This is a genomic window from Pseudomonas sp. S31 (assembly GCF_016648105.1).
Taxonomy (GTDB): Bacteria; Pseudomonadota; Gammaproteobacteria; order Pseudomonadales; family Pseudomonadaceae; genus Aquipseudomonas.
The window spans coordinates 486,637-507,479 of the sequence record NZ_JACVVE010000001.1 but is presented as its reverse complement, the minus strand read 5'-3'; the positions used below and the strand labels follow the sequence as shown (position 1 = coordinate 507,479).

Genomic DNA, 20,843 nt, shown 5'->3' with positions numbered 1-20,843 from the left:
CCAGGGAATCGAAAGCGTCATCACCGCTGCGCAGCCCGGCGGTAGCGCCAACCCCATGCCGGGCCTGGGGCGTTGGGCGCTGCTGCGACCCGGGGTGTGGGCCGCGGGTGTTCTGGTCCTGCTGCTGTTGCTGGCCGCGGCCGGGCCGCAGTGGCTGGCGCCGTATGACCCGCTGGATGCCAGTGCGCGCCTGGCCTTCCAGCCGCCCAATACCACGTACTGGCTGGGTACGGACGAGAACGGACGGGACGTATTGAGCCGGTTGATCTTTGGCGTGCGCTCCTCATTGTTCATCGGCCTGGCAGCCACCGCTCTGGCGTTGGCCTGGGGCACCTTGGTCGGCCTGCTGTCAGGCCTCGGCCCGCGCTGGCTGGATGCCGCGCTGATGCGCGGTATCGATGTACTGCTGGCGTTCCCCGACTTGCTGCTGGCGCTGGTGATCATCACTTTCTTCGGCCAGGGCACCACCAACCTGATCCTCGCGCTGGGCATCGCGGGTGTACCACGCTATGCCCGGCTGGTGCGGGCCCAGACGCTCAACGTACGGCAGACCGGCTACGTCGAGGCAGCGGTGACCTTGGGACAGCCGCAACTGGCGGTGGTCCTGCGGCACATCCTGCCCAACGCCTGCAAACCGGTACTGATCCTCGCCATCATCGGCATGGGCGGCACCATCACCGCCGGGGCGGCCTTGAGCTTTCTCGGCTTCGGCGCGCCGCCACCGGCGCCGGAGTGGGGCGGGATGATGGCCATCGGCCGCAGCTTCCTGGCCAATGCGCCGTGGCTGGTGGCGTGGCCGGCCCTGGTCATCACCCTGACCGTGGTTTCCATCAGTGCCATCGGCCGAGAACTGCTGCGCCGCAGTGAAGGAAAACCCCTATGAGTGGCAACATCCATACCCTCGGCCCGTTGGTCGAGATACGTGACCTGACGGTCGCCTTCGGCCAGGCTCGGCCGGTGCTGCATGGCGTCAGCCTGCAGATCGAGCGCGGCGAATGCCTGGCAATCGTCGGTGAGTCCGGCTCGGGCAAGAGCGTGACCGCTCGCACCCTGGCCGGGCTCACTGGCAAAGGTGCCCGGATCGAGGCGGCCAAGCTGGCGTTCCAGGGCACCGACCTGCGCCAGCTCGATGAGCGCTCCTGGCAGCGCCTGCGCGGAGCCCGTATCGGTTTTGTCATGCAGGACGCCCTCGGTGCGCTGGACCCGCTACGGCGGGTTGGCGCCGAGGTCGAGGAGCCGTTGCACCTGCACACCATGCTCAAGGCCGAGGCTCGGCGCCTGCGGGTACTGGAGCTGCTGCGTGCGGTCGGTGTTCCCGAGCCGGAGTTGCGCGCCAGCCAGTACCCGTGGCAGTTGTCCGGCGGGCTTCGCCAACGGGCCTTGATTGCCTCGGCGATTGCCTGCAATCCGCAGCTGATCATCGCAGACGAACCGACCACGGCGCTGGACGCCACGGTGCAGGCACAAATCATTGCCTTGCTGGAAAACCTGCGCGCTGAGGAAAACGCCTTGCTGATGGTGAGCCATGACCTGTCGGTGGTGGCACGCCTGGCCGATCGCGTCGCGGTGATGCACCACGGCGTGATTGTCGAGCAGGGCAGCACCGAGCAAGTGCTGCACGACCCTCGGCATGCCTACACCCAGTCGCTGTTGCGTGCGGCGCGAGCGGTGCATTTCCAGCCCCAGCGCCAGCCGTTGGCGTTGGTCGAGGCACAGGCTGAAAACCTCGGGGAGGTGGTGCTCGAAGCCTGCGGCTTGAGCAAGTCCTTCGTCGGGCCTGACGGGCGCCGGCGGACTGTGCTCAAGGAGGCGTCCCTGCAACTGCGTCGAGGCGAGACGCTGGGCGTGGTCGGTGAGTCCGGCTCCGGCAAGACCACCTTGACCCGGCTGATCCTCGGCCTGGAAAGCGCCGACAGTGGCGAAGTCTGGATCGCCGGGCAGCGCTGGACACAATTGAGCGACAGCCAGAAGCGCCAGGCCCGTCGTGCGGTACAGGTGGTGTTCCAGGATCCGCAGAGTTCCTTCGACCCGCGTTATACCGTGCAGCGAGTGCTGTTCGAGGCCCTGTCGGTGGCTGGCTTGCCGCGCAGGGCGTGGCGGGGCAGGGCTGAGCAACTGCTGCAACTGGTGCGTCTGGACGCGGCTCTGCTGGCACGCAGGCCCACCGACCTGTCCGGCGGCCAGCGCCAGCGTGTCGCCATTGCCCGGGCGCTGGCGAGCGAGCCGCAGGTTCTGATCTGCGATGAGCCGGTTTCAGCACTGGATGTATCGGTGCAGGCGCAGATTCTCGAGTTGCTCGGCGACCTCAAGCAGCGCCTTGGCCTGGCCTGCCTGTTCATCTCCCACGACCTCGGGGTGATCAACCACGTCAGCGAGCGGGTGTTGGTGATGAAGGACGGCCAAGTGGTGGAAATGGGCACCGTGCGCGCGGTGTTCGATCGCCCAGCCCATGCCTATACGCGCTCGCTGATCGCCGCGATTCCGACCCTCGACGCCGAATACCCTCCAGCCGAATTCTATTTGCAAATCGCCATTTGAGGTCTGCTCATGAGTGAACAAGGACGGGCCTCGGCGCCCAAGCAGTTGCATGTCAACCTGTTCGAAATGAATTGCGTCAGCCATATCGTGCATGGCTTGTGGGTGCATCCGGAGAACAACCGGCATCGCTTCAATGACCTGGACTACTGGACCGAGTTGGCCCAGCTGCTGGAGTACGGCACCTTCGACGGGGTGTTCCTGGCTGACGTGATCGGCACATACGACGCTTTTCGTGGCGGACCGCAGACCTCCCTGCGTGAGGGCATGCAGATCCCCAGCAACGACCCACTGCTGGTGATTCCGGCGATGGCGGCGGTCACCCGCAACCTCGGTTTCGGTGCGACGTTCTCCACGACCTACGAGCCGCCATTCGCTTTCGCCCGGCGCATGAGCACCCTGGATCATCTGACCAAAGGGCGGGTTGGCTGGAACATCGTCACCTCGTACTTGCCCAATGCCGCTCGCAACTTCGGCCACGACACCGAGGTGGTCCACGATCACCGTTACGAGATCGCCGACGAATACCTTGATGTGCTGTACAAGCTGTGGGAAGGCTCCTGGGATGACGACGCAGTGATCCAGGACCGCGCCAACCGTATCTATACCGATCCGGACAAGGTGCGCTACATCGACCATGTCGGCGAGCACTTCAAGGTCGCCGGCCCGCACTTGTGCCAGCCCTCGCGTCAGCGCACCCCTGTGTTGTTCCAGGCGACCGGCTCACCGGCTGGCATCGAATTCGCTGGGCGCCATGCCGAAGTGGTGTTCACCGGGGGCATCGATACGCCGGCGGTCAGAGCCAACATCCAGGCCATGCGCAACAAGGCCATCGCCCATGAGCGGGATCCGGCAGGGCTCAAGTTCATCGTCATGGCCGGGGTGATCGTCGGCCGCAACGATGAGGAGGTCAGTCGCAAGCTCGACAGCTATCGTCGGTTGATGAGCGTCGAGGCCTCGCTGGCCCATGCCCAGGCGGCGGTGGATCTCACGGCGGTGCCGCGCGACACCCTGATCAGTGAGTTGATCGAGCGCAAGGTCAAGGGCTGGGAAAGCCTGGTGCGCTACAAGCCGCAATGGACGGCAGGCACGGTGCTAGGGCAATTGGAAGGGTTCAATCGCGAGCGCTTCTTCGTGGCGGGGACGCCGGGCGTGGTGGCCGATGAGATCGAAAAGTGGCTGGATGTCGATGGTATCGACGGGATCAACCTGCGCCAGTACCTGTCGTTCGAAACCGCGCGCGACTTCATCGAACTGGTGATCCCGGAACTGCGACGGCGCGGACGTTTCCGTGAGCGCTACAACGACACAGAGACGCTGCGCGAGCGCCTGTTCGGCGCAGGCAACTCGCGCTTACCCAGCGACCACTACGGCGCCCGTTACCGCGACCCCGCCGTCTTGCATCAACCGGCCAGCCCGTTGCGTTTCGGCTGAAGGGAAGGGCGAGTGTTGGCAAGCCAACAGCTGGCGTGCAGATTGTCGCTCGGCAACACTGCGAAACCGCCGAAACCCCGTATTCACGGGCTGAAAAAAGCGGCATGCCCTGTGCAATGGTCTTGTTCCCGGACTAGAGGCATCAGGACCATGCGCGAACCCGCTCCGTATCTGCAACTCCCCGGCAGCCCCGCGAGGTCGCTGCTCAAATACCTCCCACTCGTCAAGGTCGCTGCAGTGTGCGGTGCCTTGCTGGGCTGCGGGCAGGAAAGTACCTCGGTGGCGCGCAGCGACAAACCGGTCAGTGGCGGTACGCTGGTGTATGCCACCGACCGCGAGCCGACCTGTCTCGACCCGCATGTGGCCGGTGACATGCCACAGGTGTTCGTCGGCCAGCAGTACCTCGATTCGCTGGTGTCGATGGATGCCGACGGGCGGATAGGGCCATGGCTGGCAAAAAGCTGGGAGGTTTCCGATGACGGCCTGACCTACACCTTCCACTTGCGCAACGACGTGCATTTCACCGACGGCACGCCGTTCAACGCCGCTGCGGTCAAGGCCAACCTCGACCACATCGCCAACCCGAAAACCCAGTCCAGCACTGCAGGTGGTTATATTCGCCAGTACCGCAGCACGGAGGTGATCGACAACGAAACGGCGGTGGTGCACCTGGCGACCCCCTATGCGGCGTTCCTGGAAGTACTCGCCCAAGGTTTTCTCGGGATCGAGTCACCCACCGCGCTGCAGCGACCAAGGGATGTGAATTGCGAAAGCCCGGTGGGCAGTGGGCCGTTCAAGATCGTGCGCTGGGACCGGCAGAGCCAGGTCGAGCTGGTGCGCAACCCCGATTACAACTGGGCACCGCCGACGGCGAAACACCAAGGCCCAGCCTGGCTCGACCGGGTGATCTGGAAGTTCATCCAGGAACCCTCGGTGCGTTTTGCCTCGCTGCAGGCCGGTGAAGTGGACGTGATCGAGGCTGTGCCGCCGGAATCCCACGAAGCCGCACGGCGCAATCCCGATCTGCAATTGCTGGTCGCCCAGCGTCCCGGCAACCCCACCAATGGCACATTGAATATCACCCGGGCTCCCTTCGATGACGTGCGTGTGCGCGAGGCGTTCGTGCGCAGCGCCGACATCGAAGGTGCGCTCAAGAGCGTCTACTTCAATGAATTCCCGCGCGCTGGTGGTCCGCTAAGCCCCGCCACGCGCTTCTCCAGCCCCGACTTCCAGCATGCACAGGACTACGAGCCCACCCGTGCGGCGCGCCTGCTCGATGAGGCCGGCTGGGCTCAGCGCGACAGCGAAGGCTACCGCACCAAGAACGGCAAGCGTCTGCGTGTGTACGTGGTGATGGGCAACCGTACCCCCCCTTCGGAATACACCCTGTGGGAGCAAGTTCAGGCTACGACGCGAGAGGCCGGCTTCGAGCTGGTGGTCGAGCAGATGAGCGACGTGCTGGCCACCAAGCGCCAGGCGGACTGGGACTACGACGTCCGCCTGGGTTACTGGAACACCAACACCGCCGATGTGCTGCGGATCATCTTCGGTGCCGAGTTCATCCAGCCCGCCGGGGTTGGCGGTTACCACCAGAACACCGCCGGCTATACCGACCCGACTTTCGAGAGCCTGGTGCAGCAGGCGCTGGTCACCCAGGACCCGGAGCAACGCAAAGCGTTGTACTACCAGGCGCAGCAGATGGCTTCCAGTCAGTACCTGCAATTGACCACCTACCCGCAAAGCACTCGACTGGGGATCTACAAGACCACCCAGGGCGTGAGCCTCGAGCCGTCTCTGGCGGTGACTTACCTCTATGACGCATGGGTGAACAAATGACCACTGGCATTTCCAACGATACCGCGGCCAGTCCCCGTCGCGAGCGCCTGCAGCAACTGGGGCGGCGCGCCCTGTGGCGTCTGGGCGGCGGGATCCTGGTGCTATGGGCAGTGGCGACACTGACCTTCTTCGCCCTGCGCCTGATGCCGGGCGACCCGGTGCAGGCGATCCTCGGCGGCCCCAGCGGCAATCCGACCCCGGAAACCATCGCCGAGGCGACTCGTGAGTATGGCCTGGACAAGCCTTTGCCACTGCAATATGCCCTGTACCTGGGGCGCCTGTTGCAGGGCGATCTGGGCGTGTCGTACTCACAGCACCTGCCGGTGACGCGTGTCCTGGCGGAGCAATCCTGGCCGACCCTGGAGCTGACGTTTGCAGCGCTGGCCCTGTCCTGGCTGTTGGTTCTCGCCTTGACCGTACTGACCGCCGGGCGTCGACGCTGGCTGGGCAAGCTCGCGTCGTTGGCGGAAACCCTGTCGGCCGCGCTGCCGCATTTCTGGCTGGGCATCGTGCTGCTGGCAGTGTTTGCCTTCGGCCTGCGCTGGTTCCCACCGGCCGGTAGCGACGGCTGGCGAACCCTAGTGTTGCCAGCATTCGCCCTGGCGATTCCATTGGCCGGTTTCATTGCCCAGGTAACCCGTGAGTCGCTCGACCTGACCCTTGAGCAACCGTTCGTGCTGACCGCCCGCACCCGGGGTCTCAGCGACGTCGCGGTGCGCTTCAAACATGCCCTGCGACATGCCGTCCTGCCGGGGATTTCACTTTCCGGTTGGGCTATTGGTGCGCTGATCAGTGGGGCGGTGGTGATCGAAGTGATCTTTTCCCGCAAGGGCCTGGGGCGGCAACTATTCCAGGCGGTGCAGGCGCAGGACCTGCCCTTGACCATCGGCATCAGCCTGGTGGTTGCTGGCGGCTACGTGCTGGCCAATATCGTGGTCGACCTGCTGTACCTGTGGGTCGACCCTCGTCAACAGGGGAATGCGGTATGACTGAACTGACCTTGGATACCGCGCTGTCCGCGCAGCGCGTGCAGCGCACGCCCCGTCGTGTGTGCCTCGGGCCGCTGCTGGCGATGACCTTCCTGCTGCTGCTGATCGTTGCCGCCATCGCGCCACAGTGGTTCGCCCACAGCGATCCGCTGGCCATCGTGCCGCGTGATGCCTTTCATCCACCCAGCTGGGCGCACTGGTTCGGGACCGACCAATCGGGACGGGATATTTTTTCCCGGGTCATCCACGGGACCCGGCAGTCGCTGTTCATTGGCTTGGCCGCGACTGCCATCGCCATGAGTATCGCCATCGTGCTTGGGCTGGCAGGGGGACTGGGCGGGGCTCGGGTCGATCGTGGCGTGAGCTGGCTACTGGAGGTGCTGTTCGCCTTTCCGAGCCTGATCCTGGCCTTGCTGTTCGTAGCGATCTTTGGCAGTGGCATCGGCCCGCTCATCATCGCCACCGGATTGGGCGGCGCACCTGGCTATGCCCGGATGGTGCGGGGTCAGGTCCTGGCAGTACGCAACGCCGGATACATCGAGTCGGCGCGGGCGTTGGGGCATCCACCCTTGCGCATCGTCACCCGCCAGCTGCTGCCCAACGCCATGCGGCCATTGATCGTGACCCTGACCATGGGCGTCGGACAGGCGATCGTCTGGGCCTCCGCCTTGAGCTTCCTTGGGCTTGGTGCCCGGCCGCCGGCCCCTGAGTGGGGGACGATGCTGTCGATGGGCCGCGACTTCATCGCCAACGCCTGGTGGCTGACGTTCTTCCCAGGGCTGTTCATCGTCCTGACCACACTGTCCACCACGGTCGTCGGTCGTTACCTGCAACAACGCCTGGAGGGCCGCCTGTCATGAGCGAAGTGAAGCGTTTGATTGTAGAGGGCTTGTCCATCGAGTTCGCCGGGCAAACGGTGGTGCGTGATGTTTCGTTCACCCTGGGGCCGGGCAAGACCTTGGCCCTGGTCGGCGAGTCCGGCTCAGGCAAGAGCGTCACCGCTCGCAGCCTGATTGGCCTGGCGGGCGAAGGGGCGCGGGTCAGCGCGCGTCGCCTGAGCTACGCAGGGCATGATCTGCTGAGCCTCTCGGAGCGAGGGTGGCGCGACCTGCGCGGCAAAGACATCGGCTTCGTGCTGCAGGATGCGCTGGTGTCATTGGACCCACTGCGCCCGGTGGGCAAGGAAATCCTCGAAGTTCTGCAGACCCATCGCTGGGGGGACCGGCACAGCCGTGGTGAGCGGGTGATCGAGTTGCTGGAGACCGTAGGGGTGCCCGAGCCGCGCCTGCGAGCCCGTCAACGTCCGGACCAGCTCTCCGGTGGCCTGCGCCAACGTGCGTTGATCGCCAGCGCCCTGGCACTGAACCCCGGCCTGGTGATCGCCGATGAACCCACCACCGCACTGGATGCCACGGTGCAGGCGCAGATTCTCGAAGTGCTCCAGCAGATCAAGGCGCGGGGCGACTCGTTGCTGATCATCAGTCATGACCTGGCCGTGGTTGCGCAACTGGCCGATGAGGTGCTGGTGCTGCGCCATGGCGAAACGGTGGAGCAGGGGCCGATGGAGCAGGTGCTGCGCAGGCCGCAGCATCCGTACACGCAGTCGTTGCTGGACGCGGTACCCGCCGAGCATGCGCGCGGTACACGGCTTTCGCCGGGGCAGGCCGCGATCATATCTGCGCGCCGGGCGCTGCATGAAGCGCCGGTACTGCTCAAGGCCGAGGGGCTGGGCAAGCGTTACGTCGGGCCTGACCAACAGGTCCGCCAAGTGGTCGACGGCGTGGGTTTCGAGCTGCGCGCCGGCAGGACCTTGGGTATCGTCGGCGAGTCCGGCTCTGGCAAGACCACCGTGGCACGGATCGCTCTGGGCCTGTTGCAACCTGACGCTGGTGAGGTGCGGTTTCTCGGGCAACCCTGGTCGGTGGCGGGCGCCGGGCGAGTCGAAGAGAAGGCTCGCCGGCCCCACCGGCGTGACATCAGCGTGATCTATCAGGATCCACTGAGCTCGTTCGACCCGCGCTGGAGCGTCGGGCAGATCCTGGCCGATGCGCTGCAGGTGGCGGGTGTCGAGGCAAGCCTGTACGTGGCCAGAAGCGCGCAGTTGCTGCAGCAGGTGCGGCTGCCGGCGGAGCTGGCCAGCCGCCGGCCACTGCAGCTTTCCGGCGGCCAACGCCAGCGTGTGGCCATTGCCCGGGCGATTGCCAGCAACCCGAAGGTGATCATCTGTGACGAGCCAGTCTCGGCCCTGGATGTGTCGGTGCAGGCCCAGGTACTCGATCTGTTGGCTGACCTGCAAGCCTCACTTGGCTTGGCCTACCTGTTCATTTCCCATGACCTCGGGGTGATCCGCCATGTCAGCGACGATGTGTTGGTAATGCGTCACGGCCAGGTCGTGGAAATCGCCGACGTCGATACCCTGTTCGATCATCCACAACACGAATACACCCAGCGTCTGCTGGGCGCCGTGCCGCGTCTACCGGGCTCCGGTAGCACCCTGGTGGTGCCGCCCCTGGAGCCGGAAGACCCCGCGTGGCTGTTCGACGAATCCCGTCTCTGGAAAATCGCCATCTAGTTCGCCTTCAGCACTTTGTACAAGGAACCGTCATGAGCACGTTGTCTGCTGTAGCCCAACCCGCCGTCATCACCGTGGAAGTACTCAACGCACGGGCCGATCACCTGTTGCCGCAGATCGCTGCCGGCGCCGCGCAACGGGAGCGGGAGCGGCAGTTACCCTATGAGGCCGTGGCCCAGATCGCTGCCGCCGGTCTGTTCACCGTGCGCATTCCCACGCGCTACGGCGGGGCCGGCGGCTCGGTCAAGGATGTGATCGCGTTGCTGATGCGCATCGCTTCGGCCGACTCCAACGTAGCCCAGGCGCTACGGCCCGGCTTCGGGTTTGTCGAAGGCTTGCTGGCATCCCGTGCCGAGGGTGCCGAAGCCGAGCGTGAGCGCTGGTTCGCCCGTTACTTGCAGGGCGCGGTGGTCGGCAACGCCGGCTGGGAAATCGGTGGCGCCAACGGCTCGGTGAGCGCACGAATCGTGCGCGATGGCGACAACTACCGAGCCAGCGGCAGCAAGTACTACAGCACCGGCTCGCTGTATGCCGACTGGGTCAGCGCGGTAGCGCTGGACGAGAACGAGCAGCCGGTCTCGTTCATCCTGCCGCGTGATCGTCAGGGCCTGGAGTTGCTGGATGATTTCGATGCCATGGGCCAGCGCCTGACCGCCAGCGGCACCACACACCTGCGCGATGTACTGGTGAAACCAGAGGAAATCCGCACCCGCACCGTCGAGGAGGGCAAGCGCACGATCGTGACGCCATTCCTGCAGCTGTTCCTCGCTGCGGTAGAGGCGGGCATCGCCCGCAACGCCCTGAACGATGCCGTCGCTTTCGCCACTCAGCATGCACGGCCGATCAAGCACAGCAGCGCCAGCCGTTCAGTGGACGACCCGTATGTGGAATTGAGCGTGGGCGATGTGTCAGCCCGCGCGTTCACCGCTGAGGCGGTGGTCCTGCACGCAGCGCAGTCGATCGACCGGGCCTGGGCCTCGGACCTGGACACCCAGGTGGTGGACCAGGCCGCAGTCGATGTGGCACAGGCCCAGTACATTGCTGCCGAGTCGGCCCTGAAGGCAGCCGAGTTGGTGTTCGATGTCGGCGGTGCATCCACCACCGGGCGCAGCCACAACCTTGATCGCCACTGGCGCAATGCCCGTACCGTGGCCAACCATAACCCGCGTCAGTGGAAGGCGGCGGCAGTCGGCGCTTGGCAACTCAAGGGTACGCCGCCGCCGACCTCGGGGTTGTTCTGAGTCAGGCGAGCCATGGGTATCAAGCAAAGGCTCGACCTGGCGCTCGAGCAGCCGGTTGCCCCCGCCTGCAGCAGCGACCCGCCCGCTACCTCGGACTTATGGCGCATCCCGATGATCATCGGTTGTGCATTGTTCATGGAGTTGATCGACGCTACGGCGGTGCTCACCGCATTGCCACAGATGGCCGAGGAATTCACCGAACCCAGTGTGCGTATGAACCTGGTGGTGTCGTTGTACCTGCTGGCGGCGGCGCTGTTCGTGCCGGTCAGTGGTTGGGCGGCGGATCGCTTCGGGCCACGACGGGTGTTCGTCAGTGCCATTGCGCTGTTCACCGTGGCTTCGCTGGCCTGCGCCTGCTCCAACTCGCTGTTGCAGCTATCGCTTGCGCGCATGTTCCAAGGTGCGGCAGGCGCGATGATGGTACCGGTGGGGCAGGTGATCCTGCTTCGCTGGTCGGCACGCGAGAACCTGCTGCGGGCCATGTCGTACCTGACCATTCCGGCCTTGATCGGCCCGGTGCTCGGGCCGCCGCTGGGCGGGCTGCTGGTGACCTTGCTGTCGTGGCAGTGGATCTTTCTGGTCAACCTGCCGATCGGGATACTGGGCGTGTGGTTGGTGCTACGGCATATCCCCGACTACCCGGGGCTGCGTGGCCGGCCCCTGGATGTCCCGGGGTTGCTGCTCAGCGCGCTGGGCCTGGCCGGCCTGGTGTTTGGCTGTGAAGCCCTGGGTCATGGCCTGCTGCCCCCAGGATGGGCGCTGCTGGTCATCGCAGTCGGACTGCTCGGTGCGCTGGGCTATGTCTGGCAAGCCCGGCGTGCGACGCATCCACTGATCGAGTTGAGCCTGCTGCGTATTCCGACCTTTGCCATCGCTTTCTGGGGTGGCAACGTGATGCGCATCGGCAGCGCGGCACAGCCGTTCCTGCTGGTGCTGCTGTTCCAGCTGTGCTTCGGCCTGAGCCCGTTACAGGCCGGCCTGCTGAGCTTCATCGGTGGCGCCGGGGCGTTCGTGATGAAGCTGCTGGCCGTACGCATCGTCAGTCGCTTCGGCTTCAAGCGTACGTTGATCGCCAATGCGCTGCTGACCGGCCTGACCCTGGCCGCCACCGGGCTGTTCGATCTATCTACCCCGTACTGGGTGATCGTACTGGCGCTATTTGTCAGCGGTGTGATCCGTTCGCTGCAGTTCAGTACCCTGGGGGCGCTGACCTACGCTGATGTGCCGCGCGAACAGTCGAGCGGCGCCAGCAGCCTGTCGGCGATGAGCATCCAGTTGACCATGAGTGTCTCGGTGGGGCTGGCGGCGGCTGCCCTCAACCTGATCATGACCGTGCGTGGGCATGCCGACGTGACCCAAGGCGATGTGGCCTGGGTCATGTGCCTGGCGGGGGGCTTGTGCATGGTCTCGGCGCCGATCTACCGCAGGCTGGCGGCCGGCGCGGGCAGCGGCGTGTTCGTCGGGCGCAGCGACTGAGCTGTAGGTTTCGCGACAGTTGTGGTGCAGCCACTGTTGCGAATCGGTACGGCGCCCGGCTGGCTCTTCGCCGAAGGCCGCAGCCCGCAAGCCCTGCCGGGCTGGCATGAATCCTGATAGCTGATGTCTTTGTTCTTTTTGCAAGGAGCTGATGCGATGATCCGTCACGCACTGCCTGGTGATGCTGCGGCGATTGCCGCTGTACATGTGCGCAGTTGGCAACAGGCCTACCGTGAACTGATGCCGGAGAACTACCTGTCTGCCCTGGGCGCCACGCTGGACCGGCGCAGCACCTATTGGCGGCAAACCCTCGAAGCCGGTGCGCAGCGGGTATCGGTCGCCATCGTCGATGAACAACTGGTGGGGTGGATCGCCTACGGGCAGAGCCGTGATGTCGATGCAGTGCCTGGCGGAACGGGAGAGGTCACGGCGCTGTATCTGTTGGCCGAATACTGGGGAACCGGCATCGGCGCTGCGCTCTGGCAAGCGGCACGCGAGCACCTGATCGACCAAGGCTATGGAGCCTTGACGCTGTGGGTCCTGGTCAAGAACGCCCGAGCCATTGGCTTCTATCGCAACCTTGGCCTGGCAGCCGAACCCGAGTCGGTACGCAGCTTGAGCCGGGGTGGGCGCACCCTGGAGGAGGTTCGCTACCGTACGCACTTGTGAATGCTGCACCCGAGGGCAGTGAACCGCCCACTTTTGCCTGAAAGCTGCGCGGCCACAGGCGTCATTCAGGAATCTTCACTGACATGAGCTCGTCCTTTTCTTCATTTTCACCGCGTGACCGCCGACTGGGCAATTGGAATATCCAGCAACTGCCGGCGACACCCGGTCGGTTCGTGCGCTTTTTCATCAACAACTTCAAAGGCTGGTACCTGGCGATCCTGTTGTTGCAGATCGCCGCTGTGGTTTGCGCCATCCTGATTCCCTATGGATTGGGGCTGATTACCCGCACGGTCAGCAACGGGTTGCAGGCTGAACAGGCGTTCACCGTGTTGAAGTGGCCGTTGGCCTTGTTCGGCGGTTTGCTGGTCTGCGAGGTGCTGTTCACCCGGGCCGCAGCCGGTTGCCACATACATGTACTGCCCCTGCAACGGCGCACGGTAACCCATGTGGTCTATGCGTACTTGCAGCAGCATTCGCACCGTTTCATCAGCAACGAATTCGCAGGCGCGCTGGCACACCGGGTTTCCGAGGTGGCACTGGGGGTGAACCAGACATTGAGCATCCTGTTGTTCGACCTGATTCCGCTGCTGGTGACCTTGAGCCTGGCCACCGCGTTGCTATGGACCGCGTCGCCGCTGATGGCGGCGTTCATGGCCGGCTGGTCTGCACTGTTCATCGCCGTCTGCTACCTGCTGGCGCGGCGCAGCCATCCCCTGGCGCAGCAATACTCGGCGGCGCGCAGCATCAGCTCAGGCAAGGTGGTGGACGCGGTGTCGAACCTGGCCAACATCCGCTTGTTCGCCCGGCACGCCTTCGAGCACCGCTACCTGGGCAGCTTTCTCGACAAGGAAGTGGCGGCCGCCTATCGCTCGCTGGGCTACATGGAAAAGATCCGCTGGTTCCAGACCAGTTGTGGCGTGCTGCTCAAACTGGGTTTGCTGTTGCTGGCGCTGTACCTGTGGCGCAACCAGCGCATCGATATCGCCGGCTTCGTGATGTCCACCAGCCTGTCCCTGCTGATCATCAGCGATGTCGGCAACTTGTCTCGGCGGTTCTTGGAGTTCTTCGAGGCCACCGGCAACATAGCCAATGGTGTGCGCACCCTGATCCGCCCCCACGAAGTGATCGACCGCCCCGACGCCAAGCCCTTGCAGGTCCAGTCCGGCGCGATCGAGTTTCGCGATGTTGGATTCAGCTACGGCGGCAACCAGGCGATCTTCCAGCACCTGAATATCGTCATTCCGGCGGGACAGAAGGTTGGCCTGGTGGGTACCTCCGGCTCGGGGAAATCGACCCTGTTGAGCTTGCTGCTGCGCCTGTATGACGTGCAAGACGGCGAGGTGCTGATCGATGGTGTGGATGTGCGCAGTGTCACCCAGCATTCGCTGCATCAGCAGATTGGCCTGATTCCCCAGGAGCCAGGCCTGTTCCATCGCAGCATCCGCGAGAACATTCACTATGGCCGGCTGGATGCCTCGATGGAAGAAGTCGCCGAAGCGATCCATCGCGCGGGTGCCCGCGAGTTCATCGAGAGCATGGAGCAGGGCTACGAATCATTGGTCGGCGAGCGTGGCGTGAAGCTTTCAGGCGGCCAGCGCCAGCGCATCGCCATTGCCCGGGTGTTGCTGAAGAATGCGCCGATCCTGGTCATGGACGAGGCGACCTCGAGCCTCGACTCGATCACCGAGCGCTACATCCAGGACAAGCTGGACGAAATCATGGAAGACAAGACCGTGCTGGTGGTGGCGCATCGGTTGTCTACCGTGGCTCATCTGGACCGGATCCTGGTATTCAGCAAAGGTCGGGTGGTGGAGGATGGCAGCCATGCGCAACTGTTGAACCGGGGCGGCTACTATGCGCAGCTGTGGAATCAGCAGTTCAGCGATGACCTGGGTGAGGTGGTCTGACCCAGGCCCCTGGGGGATGCCTTGAGCAGCACGCACTGCTCAAGGTTGGCTGCGCCGCGGTCATATCGACATTTGCAACTCGCGCTTGTCGGCCAGCGTCGGGGCCGGGCGGCGCTTGTTGACCTTGAGCTCACCCAGGTTGATCAACAGCGTGCGCGTGACGTTGCGGCTCAAACCCAGCAGTTCGGCAGTGTGTACCTGGTTGTAGTCGCACAGGCGATAGGCTGCACCGAGCAGCGTGCGCTCCACCTGTTCATACAGGTTGTCCAGCTGTTCTTCGAACAGTCTTTGAATCGCGTGCTCCAGCAGGCCCAGTGCCGACTGCTCGCTGGGCAGCGGGTCATCCACGCATTCGAGGCGCAAATTGGACATGCGCAGGTCGCCGCTTTGAATCACCCCGTCCTTGCAGATCAGCAGGGTGTGGTGGATGACGTTTTCAAGCTCACGGATATTGCCCGGCCAGCTGTAGTCGGCCAACTTGTGTTCAGCTTCGGGGCTAAGCGTGATCTCGCCATAATTCAGGCGACGGCTGTAGCTGTCGATGAAGTGCCGTACCAGCGGCAGGATGTCCCCCGGCCGCTCTCGCAGTGGGCTCAGACTCAGGTTGACCACGTTCAGCCGGTAGAAAAGGTCCTCGCGAAAGTGCCCGGCCTGGATGGCCTTCTCCAACTGTACGTTGGTGGCGGCCAGGACCCGGACGTTGATCGGAATGCTCTTGCGCGAGCCAAGCCTGACCACTTCGCGTTCCTGCAGCACGCGCAGGAGCTTAACCTGGATCGACATCGGCAGGTCGCCGATCTCGTCGAGGAACAACGTGCCGCCATTGGCCTCCTCGAACCAGCCAGCCTTGGCGCTGAGGGCGCCGGTGAACGCGCCTTTTTCGTGGCCGAACAGTTCCGCCTCCACCAGCGACTCGGAAAAGGCGCCGCAGTTGACCGCCACGAAAGGCTGTCGCTTGCGGGCGCTGAGATGATGAATGTGGCGTGCGACCAACTCCTTGCCGGTGCCGGTTTCACCGATGATCAGCACGCTGGCTTCGCTGGGGGCGACCTGGTTCAGATGCTTGAGCAAGGCTTTGGACTTGGGGTCTTCGAAAACCTGCGCGGTGGCTCGGATAGAAGTGGCCAGGCCCGGGGAGGGGGGAGGGTCAGCAGATGCATGATTAAGCCTATGGTGGAAAGTGTTCAGTTCAGACCCGAAGTTAAAAAAGGCGAACGGCGTCACCACAAGGGATCAAGTGGGTAAAGGTGTGTGTATTGGAAGTTCTAGTAAAAGTTTTTACTGGTTCTTCGTGTGCGTTGTCAAACAGCTGTGGCTGCAAATGATGTTATGAACAAAGCGCATTAGGATATAACTGTTCGAGGCCTCTGCGCCGGGCTGTTCAGTTGGTGTTGCATCTCGTGCAGGACGGCAGCAAAGTTTCTGTGTGTCAGGGCTGTTATCCGGCTGATAGCCCATGAATAGACAGTTTTTATCTGGCATGAACCCTGCTAAGTCTCCCAGGACTAGAAGTTTCAAAATTAGCGGTTAAAGCATTTATTGATCTGGGAGTAGGTAAATTGGAGTTTCAGCAATTAGTTAAACGTGTTCGGCGCGGGGACCCACGGTTCAGCGCCTCCAGCCTTGGGTTGTTGTTGATCGCCGTACACGGCGCTGCGTTGGCGGCTGAACAGGACACGTCGCAAGACGCCAGGTTGGCGACAGTCACCGTGACCGGGGCGCAGGCCACTGAAGCGCAGAAAGCCGAAAAGCAACTGGCCAAGGTGCCCGGCAAGACGGCGGTCATCGACAATCGTGAAGTGGAAAAAGGCCGGGCATCCAATGCCGAGGACGTATTGGCGCTGCAGCCGGGAGTGTTCGCCCAGGCTACCAGCGGTTCGGGAGCGAACAAGATTTCGATCCGCGGTTCCGGGCTCAACTCTTTCTATCAAGGCTATGTGCTGGGCGTTAAGTTTCTCTTCGACGGCCTTCCGTTGACCGGCCCTGGAGGGACCCAGGAAGACATGCTGGACATGGCCGCAGTCAATCACACCGAAGTGCTCTACGGCGCCAACGCGTTCAATTACGCTGCGCTGTCGCTGGGCGGCGCGATCAACTTCGTGAGCAAGACCGGGCGGACCGATCCGGGCAATTACGCGCGTTTCGAAGGGGGCAGCTTCGGTTACCGCAAGCAGGTGCTGAGCACCGGTGGGGTCGTGGGCAACGCGGATTATTTCGTCAGCGTGCAACACAACGAGCGCGACGGCTATCAGCACGACACGCCCAACAAAGGGCAGGGGATCGTGGCCAACTTCGGCTATGTATTCAGCCCGAAGCTGGAGACACGCTTCTTCCTGCGTTACCGCGAAGAGACCCTGACCCAGGGCAATACCCTGACCAAGTACCAGCTCAAGCATGACCCCAGGAGCAACAATGTGCCGTTCGGGCGCAAGAAGGACGGCTCGACGCTGTTGGGCAGCAAGACTACCTATACCTTCGACGACAACGCCAAGCTGGAAGTCGGGCTGGGCTACAACGACTACCCGCTGTACAACGGCTGGCGTTACTCGGCAACGCCCCAGGATTGGCGCTCCAAGGATATCAACCTGACCCTGCGCTACCTGCGCACCGGTGATACCTTCCTCGGCCTGCCCAGCGACAGCACGGTGACGTTCAGCAACACCCGCGCCTACCTCGCCGATGTAAAGTCGCACGCCCGCAGCACAGGGCTCAAGCAGCAGGAGACCGACTACACCGGCTCCCGCGATACCGTCTTCTCCCTTGGTAATGAGCTGCAACTGACCGATGACTTGTGGCTGTCGAGCGGTCTGTCGTTCATCGATATCAAGCGCAAGGCAGAAATCCAGTACACCACGGGCACCAACACCACGGACTTCCCCAGCGGGGTGAAATATGAGGAGCATGACATCGCACCGCGTATAGGCCTGCGATACAAGCTGACGCCGGAGTTCGAGCTGTTCGGCAACGTCAGCCGCTCCGTCGATCCACCGGTGACCTGGCAGCTCGGCAGTACCGGTACCCCGTACATTCGTGATGTGCGGCCGCAAAAAGCCAACACCGTCGAGTTCGGTATCCGCGGCGGCCACGGTATCTTCGACGGCAGTCTTACGGTGTATCGCTCGTGGGTGCAAAAAGAGCTGTTGTCGGTGGTAGTACGCCAGGCAACGGCAACCCAGGATCAACTGGTCGCCACCTCCAACGGCAGCCCGACGATTCACCAGGGCATCGAGGCGGGGCTCAATGCATTGCTTTGGGAGAGCCCTAACGGCGATAGCGTGAACCTGCGTCAGGCCTACACCTACAACGACTTCCACTACCGCCACGACGCGACCTTCGGCGACAACGAACTGCCGAGCCTGCCGCGCGAGGTGTACCAGGCTGAACTGGAGTACCGGCAGGCCCGTGGGTTCTACGCGCAGCTCAATGCACGGGCAGCCTCCAGCTACTACGTGGACTTCGCCAACACCTGGAGCGCGCCATCCTATACGCTTTGGGGGTTGAAGCTGGGTTACCAGGCGCCCAGCCAGAAGTGGGAGGTGTTCATCGACGCCCGCAACCTGACCAACGAGCGCTATGCCACCGCCGCCAACACAGCGTATGACGCCAAGGGGCAGGACTCGGCCAACTTCTATCCCGGCGATCCGTTCAACATCACCACCGGAGTGGCATTTCGTTTTTGAACCAGGCATGGGCGCGCGCGAAATGCGGGCCCTCCTGCGAGTCGGTTCAGAAATCGTATCGGGTACTCAGCATCACATTGCGCGGCTCACCGTAGTAGCCGCTGTAGAACGTGGTATCCAGCGCACTGATGTACTTCTTGTCGAACAGGTTGTTGACGTTGAGTGTGGTCGACAGTTGGTCGGTCAGTTGGTAGCGGGCCATCAGGTTGACCACGGTGAACTGCGACTGCTTGGCCTTGACCGTGCCCAACGCCGTACTGGGCGTGACGGTGATGTGGGTGCCGCTTTGCCAGTTGGCGCCGCCGCCGAGGGTCAGGCGGTCGAAATCGCCTGGCAGGCGGTAGGTGGTCCACAGCTTGAGCATGTTGGCCGGCGCTTCGCTGTTGATGCGTTCGTCGTCGGCGTCTTCGGTAATGCTGTGGTTGTAGCTGGCGGCCAGGTTCCAGCCTGGCGCCAGTTCGCCGTTGGCTTCCACCTCGAAACCACGGGTGGTGGCGCCGCTGACGGCCTTGTAGGCGCTGGTGGTGGTGCCCGGAACCACCTGGCCTGGGTCGACCACGGCGAGGTTGTCCTGCTCGATCACGTAGGCGGCCACGCTGGTGTTCAGGCGCCCGCCGAAGAATTCGCTCTTCAGGCCCACCTCGTAGTTGTCGCCTTCCCTTGGGTCGAGCGTGGCGCCGCTGGCATCGCGCACGCTTTGCGGCTTGTAGATGCTGGTGTAGCTGACATACACCGAATGGATGTCGTCGATATCGTAGACCACCCCGGCATACGGCGTGACCACGCCGCTCTCGCGGTACTGGGTGTTGCGATTGCTGCGCGGAGTCAGCACGTATTCAAGGTCGTAGTCGTACTTGTAGTTGCTGACCCGCGCACCGAGGATCAGCGACAGATCGTCGGTCGGGCGCAGACGCGTGGCGATGTAGCCGCCGCTCTGATAGATGGTGGTGTCGCCGTCGTACAGCTTGCCGTTGCTGGTGTCCGGCTTGGTGGTGTAGTTGTCCCAGTCGTAGAAATTGACATAGGTACCTTCGATCGCCGTGCCGCGCAGAGGCGAATGGCGGTTTTCGTAGCGCGAGAAGTTGTAGCCGACGATCAGCTCGTGCTGGCGCCCACCCAGCGTGAATGGCCCCTGCAGCTGCACGTCCAGGCCGGTCTGTTTCTGCCAGGTGCTGCCGGCGCCGCCGTACAGGCGCACGCCGTCGCCGCTGGTGATATCGGGGAAGCCCCAGCTGGCGGTGGCTAGTTTGTAGCCGTCACGCTTGATGTACATCTGGTTGGCAGCCACCTTCAGGCTCCAGTCATGGCCCAACTGCTGTTCGATGCTGGCGAAGGTATTGAGCGCATCCTGGGGGTTGCTGCTCCAGCGCGCGGCACTGTTGGTGGAACGGGAGAAACCGGTCTGCTTGCCGTTGCTGTAGAACAGGGGGAAGGCGACCGAGGACGAGCCCTTGGGGTCGTTCTTCTGGTAGTCGGCGCCGACGGTCAGCAGGGTGCTGTCGCCCAGGTCGGCTTCGAGGATGCCGTAGAAGATCTGCTTTTCCTGGGAGTAGTGCTCGACATAGCTGTTGTTCTGCTGGTAGGCCGCGACCATGCGCCCGCGTACGTTGCCAGTGGGCGTCAGTGGGCCAGACAGGTCGAGCTCGGTACGGTACTTGTCCCAGGAGCCCAGGCCGGCGCTGACATGCCCCTTGAACTCGGCAGTTGGGCGCTTGCGCACCATGTTGATGGTGGCCGAGGGATCGCCAGCGCCGGTCATCAGGCCGGTGGCTCCGCGCAGCACTTCGACGCGGTCGTAGATGGCCATGTCGGCGAGGCTCTGTGCCGACACTTGGCTGACGATGTCCAGCGTGGTGGGGATGCCGTCGAACTGGTAGTTGTCCACCGAATAGCCGCGCGAATAGACGTTGAAACGCTCGCTGCCCAGGCTTTGCACCGACAGGCCAGGGGTTTGCCGGAGCACGTCGGTGATGTCGTTGAGGCCCTGGTCGTCCATGCGCTGGCGGGTGACCACGCTGATCGACTGGGGCGTTTCGCGCAGGGTCAACGGCAGCTTGGTGGCGGTGCTGCTCAGGCCCGTGGTGTAAGAGCCGGTGCCATCGGTGTTGGCCCCCAGGCCTGCAGCATTGATGCTGGTGGCGCCCAGCTCCAGCGCGCCGCCGCTCTCGGCCTTGGCCAGCACGTAGCGTTTGTCCCCGGCCTGCACCAGCCGCAGGCCGCTGCCCTGAAGCAAACGGGCGAACCCCTGATCCAGCTCGAAATCGCCCCGCAGGCCTGGCGAGCTGAGGCCCGCGGTATCTTCGGCGCTGAAGGTGATCATCACCCCACTGGCGGCGGCGAACTGGCTGAGGGCCTGGGCCAGGCTGCCGGCCGGGATGTCATAGCGCTGGGGCTGGGCCCAGGCCGCGGGCAGCACCAGCAGCGAACCAGCCAGGCTCAAGGTCAGGGTTGCGCGGTGGATGGCGCCGGCGAGGCGGGAAGGGCGTGCGAACATGAAAAGCTTC

14 protein-coding genes are annotated in these 20,843 nt (G+C 63.7%); 12 read left to right on the top strand and 2 right to left on the bottom strand.

What is annotated here, in order from left to right; translation table 11 throughout:
• The first annotated feature begins 55 nt into the window (after positions 1 to 55).
• The 11 genes from IAE37_RS02115 to IAE37_RS02065 all read left to right on the top strand — a co-directional run bounded on the left by IAE37_RS02115 (position 56) and on the right by IAE37_RS02065 (position 14,659).
• Positions 56 to 883, top strand: a complete 828-nt coding sequence (locus IAE37_RS02115) for an ABC transporter permease (RefSeq protein WP_442967756.1) — start codon at positions 56 to 58, stop codon at positions 881 to 883.
• Positions 880 to 2,538, top strand: coding sequence for a dipeptide ABC transporter ATP-binding protein (locus IAE37_RS02110; RefSeq protein ID WP_201168200.1), 1,659 nt, complete (start codon positions 880 to 882; stop codon positions 2,536 to 2,538). The genes IAE37_RS02115 and IAE37_RS02110 overlap by 4 nt, the downstream gene beginning before the upstream one ends.
• Before the next feature lie 9 nt (positions 2,539 to 2,547).
• Positions 2,548 to 3,969 (top strand): NtaA/DmoA family FMN-dependent monooxygenase, encoded by a 1,422-nt coding sequence (locus IAE37_RS02105; RefSeq protein WP_201168196.1) that lies wholly within the window; start codon positions 2,548 to 2,550, stop codon positions 3,967 to 3,969.
• Between the two features lie 150 nt (positions 3,970 to 4,119).
• A complete protein-coding gene (locus IAE37_RS02100; RefSeq protein WP_201168179.1) occupies positions 4,120 to 5,805 on the top strand; it encodes an ABC transporter substrate-binding protein in 1,686 nt (561 codons plus the stop codon).
• A complete protein-coding gene (locus IAE37_RS02095) occupies positions 5,802 to 6,794 on the top strand; it encodes an ABC transporter permease (RefSeq protein ID WP_236409727.1) in 993 nt (330 codons plus the stop codon). The genes IAE37_RS02100 and IAE37_RS02095 overlap by 4 nt, the downstream gene beginning before the upstream one ends.
• Positions 6,791 to 7,654 carry an ABC transporter permease gene (locus IAE37_RS02090; RefSeq protein WP_201168176.1) on the top strand — a complete coding sequence of 288 codons (864 nt, stop codon included), beginning with the start codon at positions 6,791 to 6,793 and terminating at the stop codon, positions 7,652 to 7,654. Before IAE37_RS02095 ends, IAE37_RS02090 begins: the two co-directional genes overlap by 4 nt.
• Complete coding sequence (locus tag IAE37_RS02085; protein ID WP_201168174.1) at positions 7,651 to 9,366, top strand: dipeptide ABC transporter ATP-binding protein; 1,716 nt, start codon at positions 7,651 to 7,653, stop codon at positions 9,364 to 9,366. The genes IAE37_RS02090 and IAE37_RS02085 overlap by 4 nt, the downstream gene beginning before the upstream one ends.
• Positions 9,367 to 9,398: 32 nt before the next feature.
• Positions 9,399 to 10,607 (top strand): acyl-CoA dehydrogenase family protein, encoded by a 1,209-nt coding sequence (locus tag IAE37_RS02080; RefSeq protein WP_201168172.1) that lies wholly within the window; start codon positions 9,399 to 9,401, stop codon positions 10,605 to 10,607.
• Positions 10,608 to 10,718: 111 nt separating this feature from the next.
• The gene (locus IAE37_RS02075) at positions 10,719 to 12,083 is read left to right on the top strand and encodes an MFS transporter (RefSeq protein WP_201168533.1); all 1,365 of its coding nucleotides are present in this window, start codon (positions 10,719 to 10,721) and stop codon (positions 12,081 to 12,083) included.
• A gap of 156 nt (positions 12,084 to 12,239) precedes the next feature.
• Positions 12,240 to 12,752 (top strand): GNAT family N-acetyltransferase, encoded by a 513-nt coding sequence (locus tag IAE37_RS02070; RefSeq protein ID WP_201168158.1) that lies wholly within the window; start codon positions 12,240 to 12,242, stop codon positions 12,750 to 12,752.
• Between the two features lie 83 nt (positions 12,753 to 12,835).
• The gene (locus IAE37_RS02065) at positions 12,836 to 14,659 is read left to right on the top strand and encodes an ABC transporter ATP-binding protein (protein ID WP_201168155.1); all 1,824 of its coding nucleotides are present in this window, start codon (positions 12,836 to 12,838) and stop codon (positions 14,657 to 14,659) included.
• A 60-nt stretch (positions 14,660 to 14,719) separates the two neighbouring features.
• Here IAE37_RS02065 and IAE37_RS02060 read toward each other — a convergent pair whose 3' ends face one another.
• Positions 14,720 to 15,847, bottom strand: coding sequence for a sigma-54 interaction domain-containing protein (locus IAE37_RS02060; protein WP_201168530.1), 1,128 nt, complete (start codon positions 15,845 to 15,847; stop codon positions 14,720 to 14,722).
• Positions 15,848 to 16,353: 506 nt separating this feature from the next.
• Here IAE37_RS02060 and IAE37_RS02055 point away from each other — a divergent pair.
• Positions 16,354 to 18,339, top strand: coding sequence for a TonB-dependent receptor family protein (locus IAE37_RS02055; RefSeq protein ID WP_236409726.1), 1,986 nt, complete (start codon positions 16,354 to 16,356; stop codon positions 18,337 to 18,339).
• 46 nt (positions 18,340 to 18,385) lie between these two features.
• Here the strand turns inward: IAE37_RS02055 and IAE37_RS02050 are convergent, their stop codons facing one another.
• Positions 18,386 to 20,833 carry a TonB-dependent siderophore receptor gene (locus IAE37_RS02050; protein ID WP_201168149.1) on the bottom strand — a complete coding sequence of 816 codons (2,448 nt, stop codon included), beginning with the start codon at positions 20,831 to 20,833 and terminating at the stop codon, positions 18,386 to 18,388.
• Positions 20,834 to 20,843: the final 10 nt, after the last annotated feature.

Coding starts and splice junctions, on each gene's coding strand:
- IAE37_RS02090 (WP_201168176.1), top strand. CDS start 6,791: ATGACTGAACTGACCTTGGATACCGCGCTGTCCGCGCAGCGCGTGCAG.
- IAE37_RS02110 (WP_201168200.1), top strand. CDS start 880: ATGAGTGGCAACATCCATACCCTCGGCCCGTTGGTCGAGATACGTGAC.
- IAE37_RS02115 (WP_442967756.1), top strand. CDS start 56: ATGCCGGGCCTGGGGCGTTGGGCGCTGCTGCGACCCGGGGTGTGGGCC.
- IAE37_RS02075 (WP_201168533.1), top strand. CDS start 10,719: ATGATCATCGGTTGTGCATTGTTCATGGAGTTGATCGACGCTACGGCG.
- IAE37_RS02085 (WP_201168174.1), top strand. CDS start 7,651: ATGAGCGAAGTGAAGCGTTTGATTGTAGAGGGCTTGTCCATCGAGTTC.
- IAE37_RS02105 (WP_201168196.1), top strand. CDS start 2,548: ATGAGTGAACAAGGACGGGCCTCGGCGCCCAAGCAGTTGCATGTCAAC.
- IAE37_RS02050 (WP_201168149.1), bottom strand. CDS start 20,833: ATGTTCGCACGCCCTTCCCGCCTCGCCGGCGCCATCCACCGCGCAACC.
- IAE37_RS02100 (WP_201168179.1), top strand. CDS start 4,120: ATGCGCGAACCCGCTCCGTATCTGCAACTCCCCGGCAGCCCCGCGAGG.
- IAE37_RS02080 (WP_201168172.1), top strand. CDS start 9,399: ATGAGCACGTTGTCTGCTGTAGCCCAACCCGCCGTCATCACCGTGGAA.
- IAE37_RS02065 (WP_201168155.1), top strand. CDS start 12,836: ATGAGCTCGTCCTTTTCTTCATTTTCACCGCGTGACCGCCGACTGGGC.
- IAE37_RS02070 (WP_201168158.1), top strand. CDS start 12,240: ATGATCCGTCACGCACTGCCTGGTGATGCTGCGGCGATTGCCGCTGTA.
- IAE37_RS02095 (WP_236409727.1), top strand. CDS start 5,802: ATGACCACTGGCATTTCCAACGATACCGCGGCCAGTCCCCGTCGCGAG.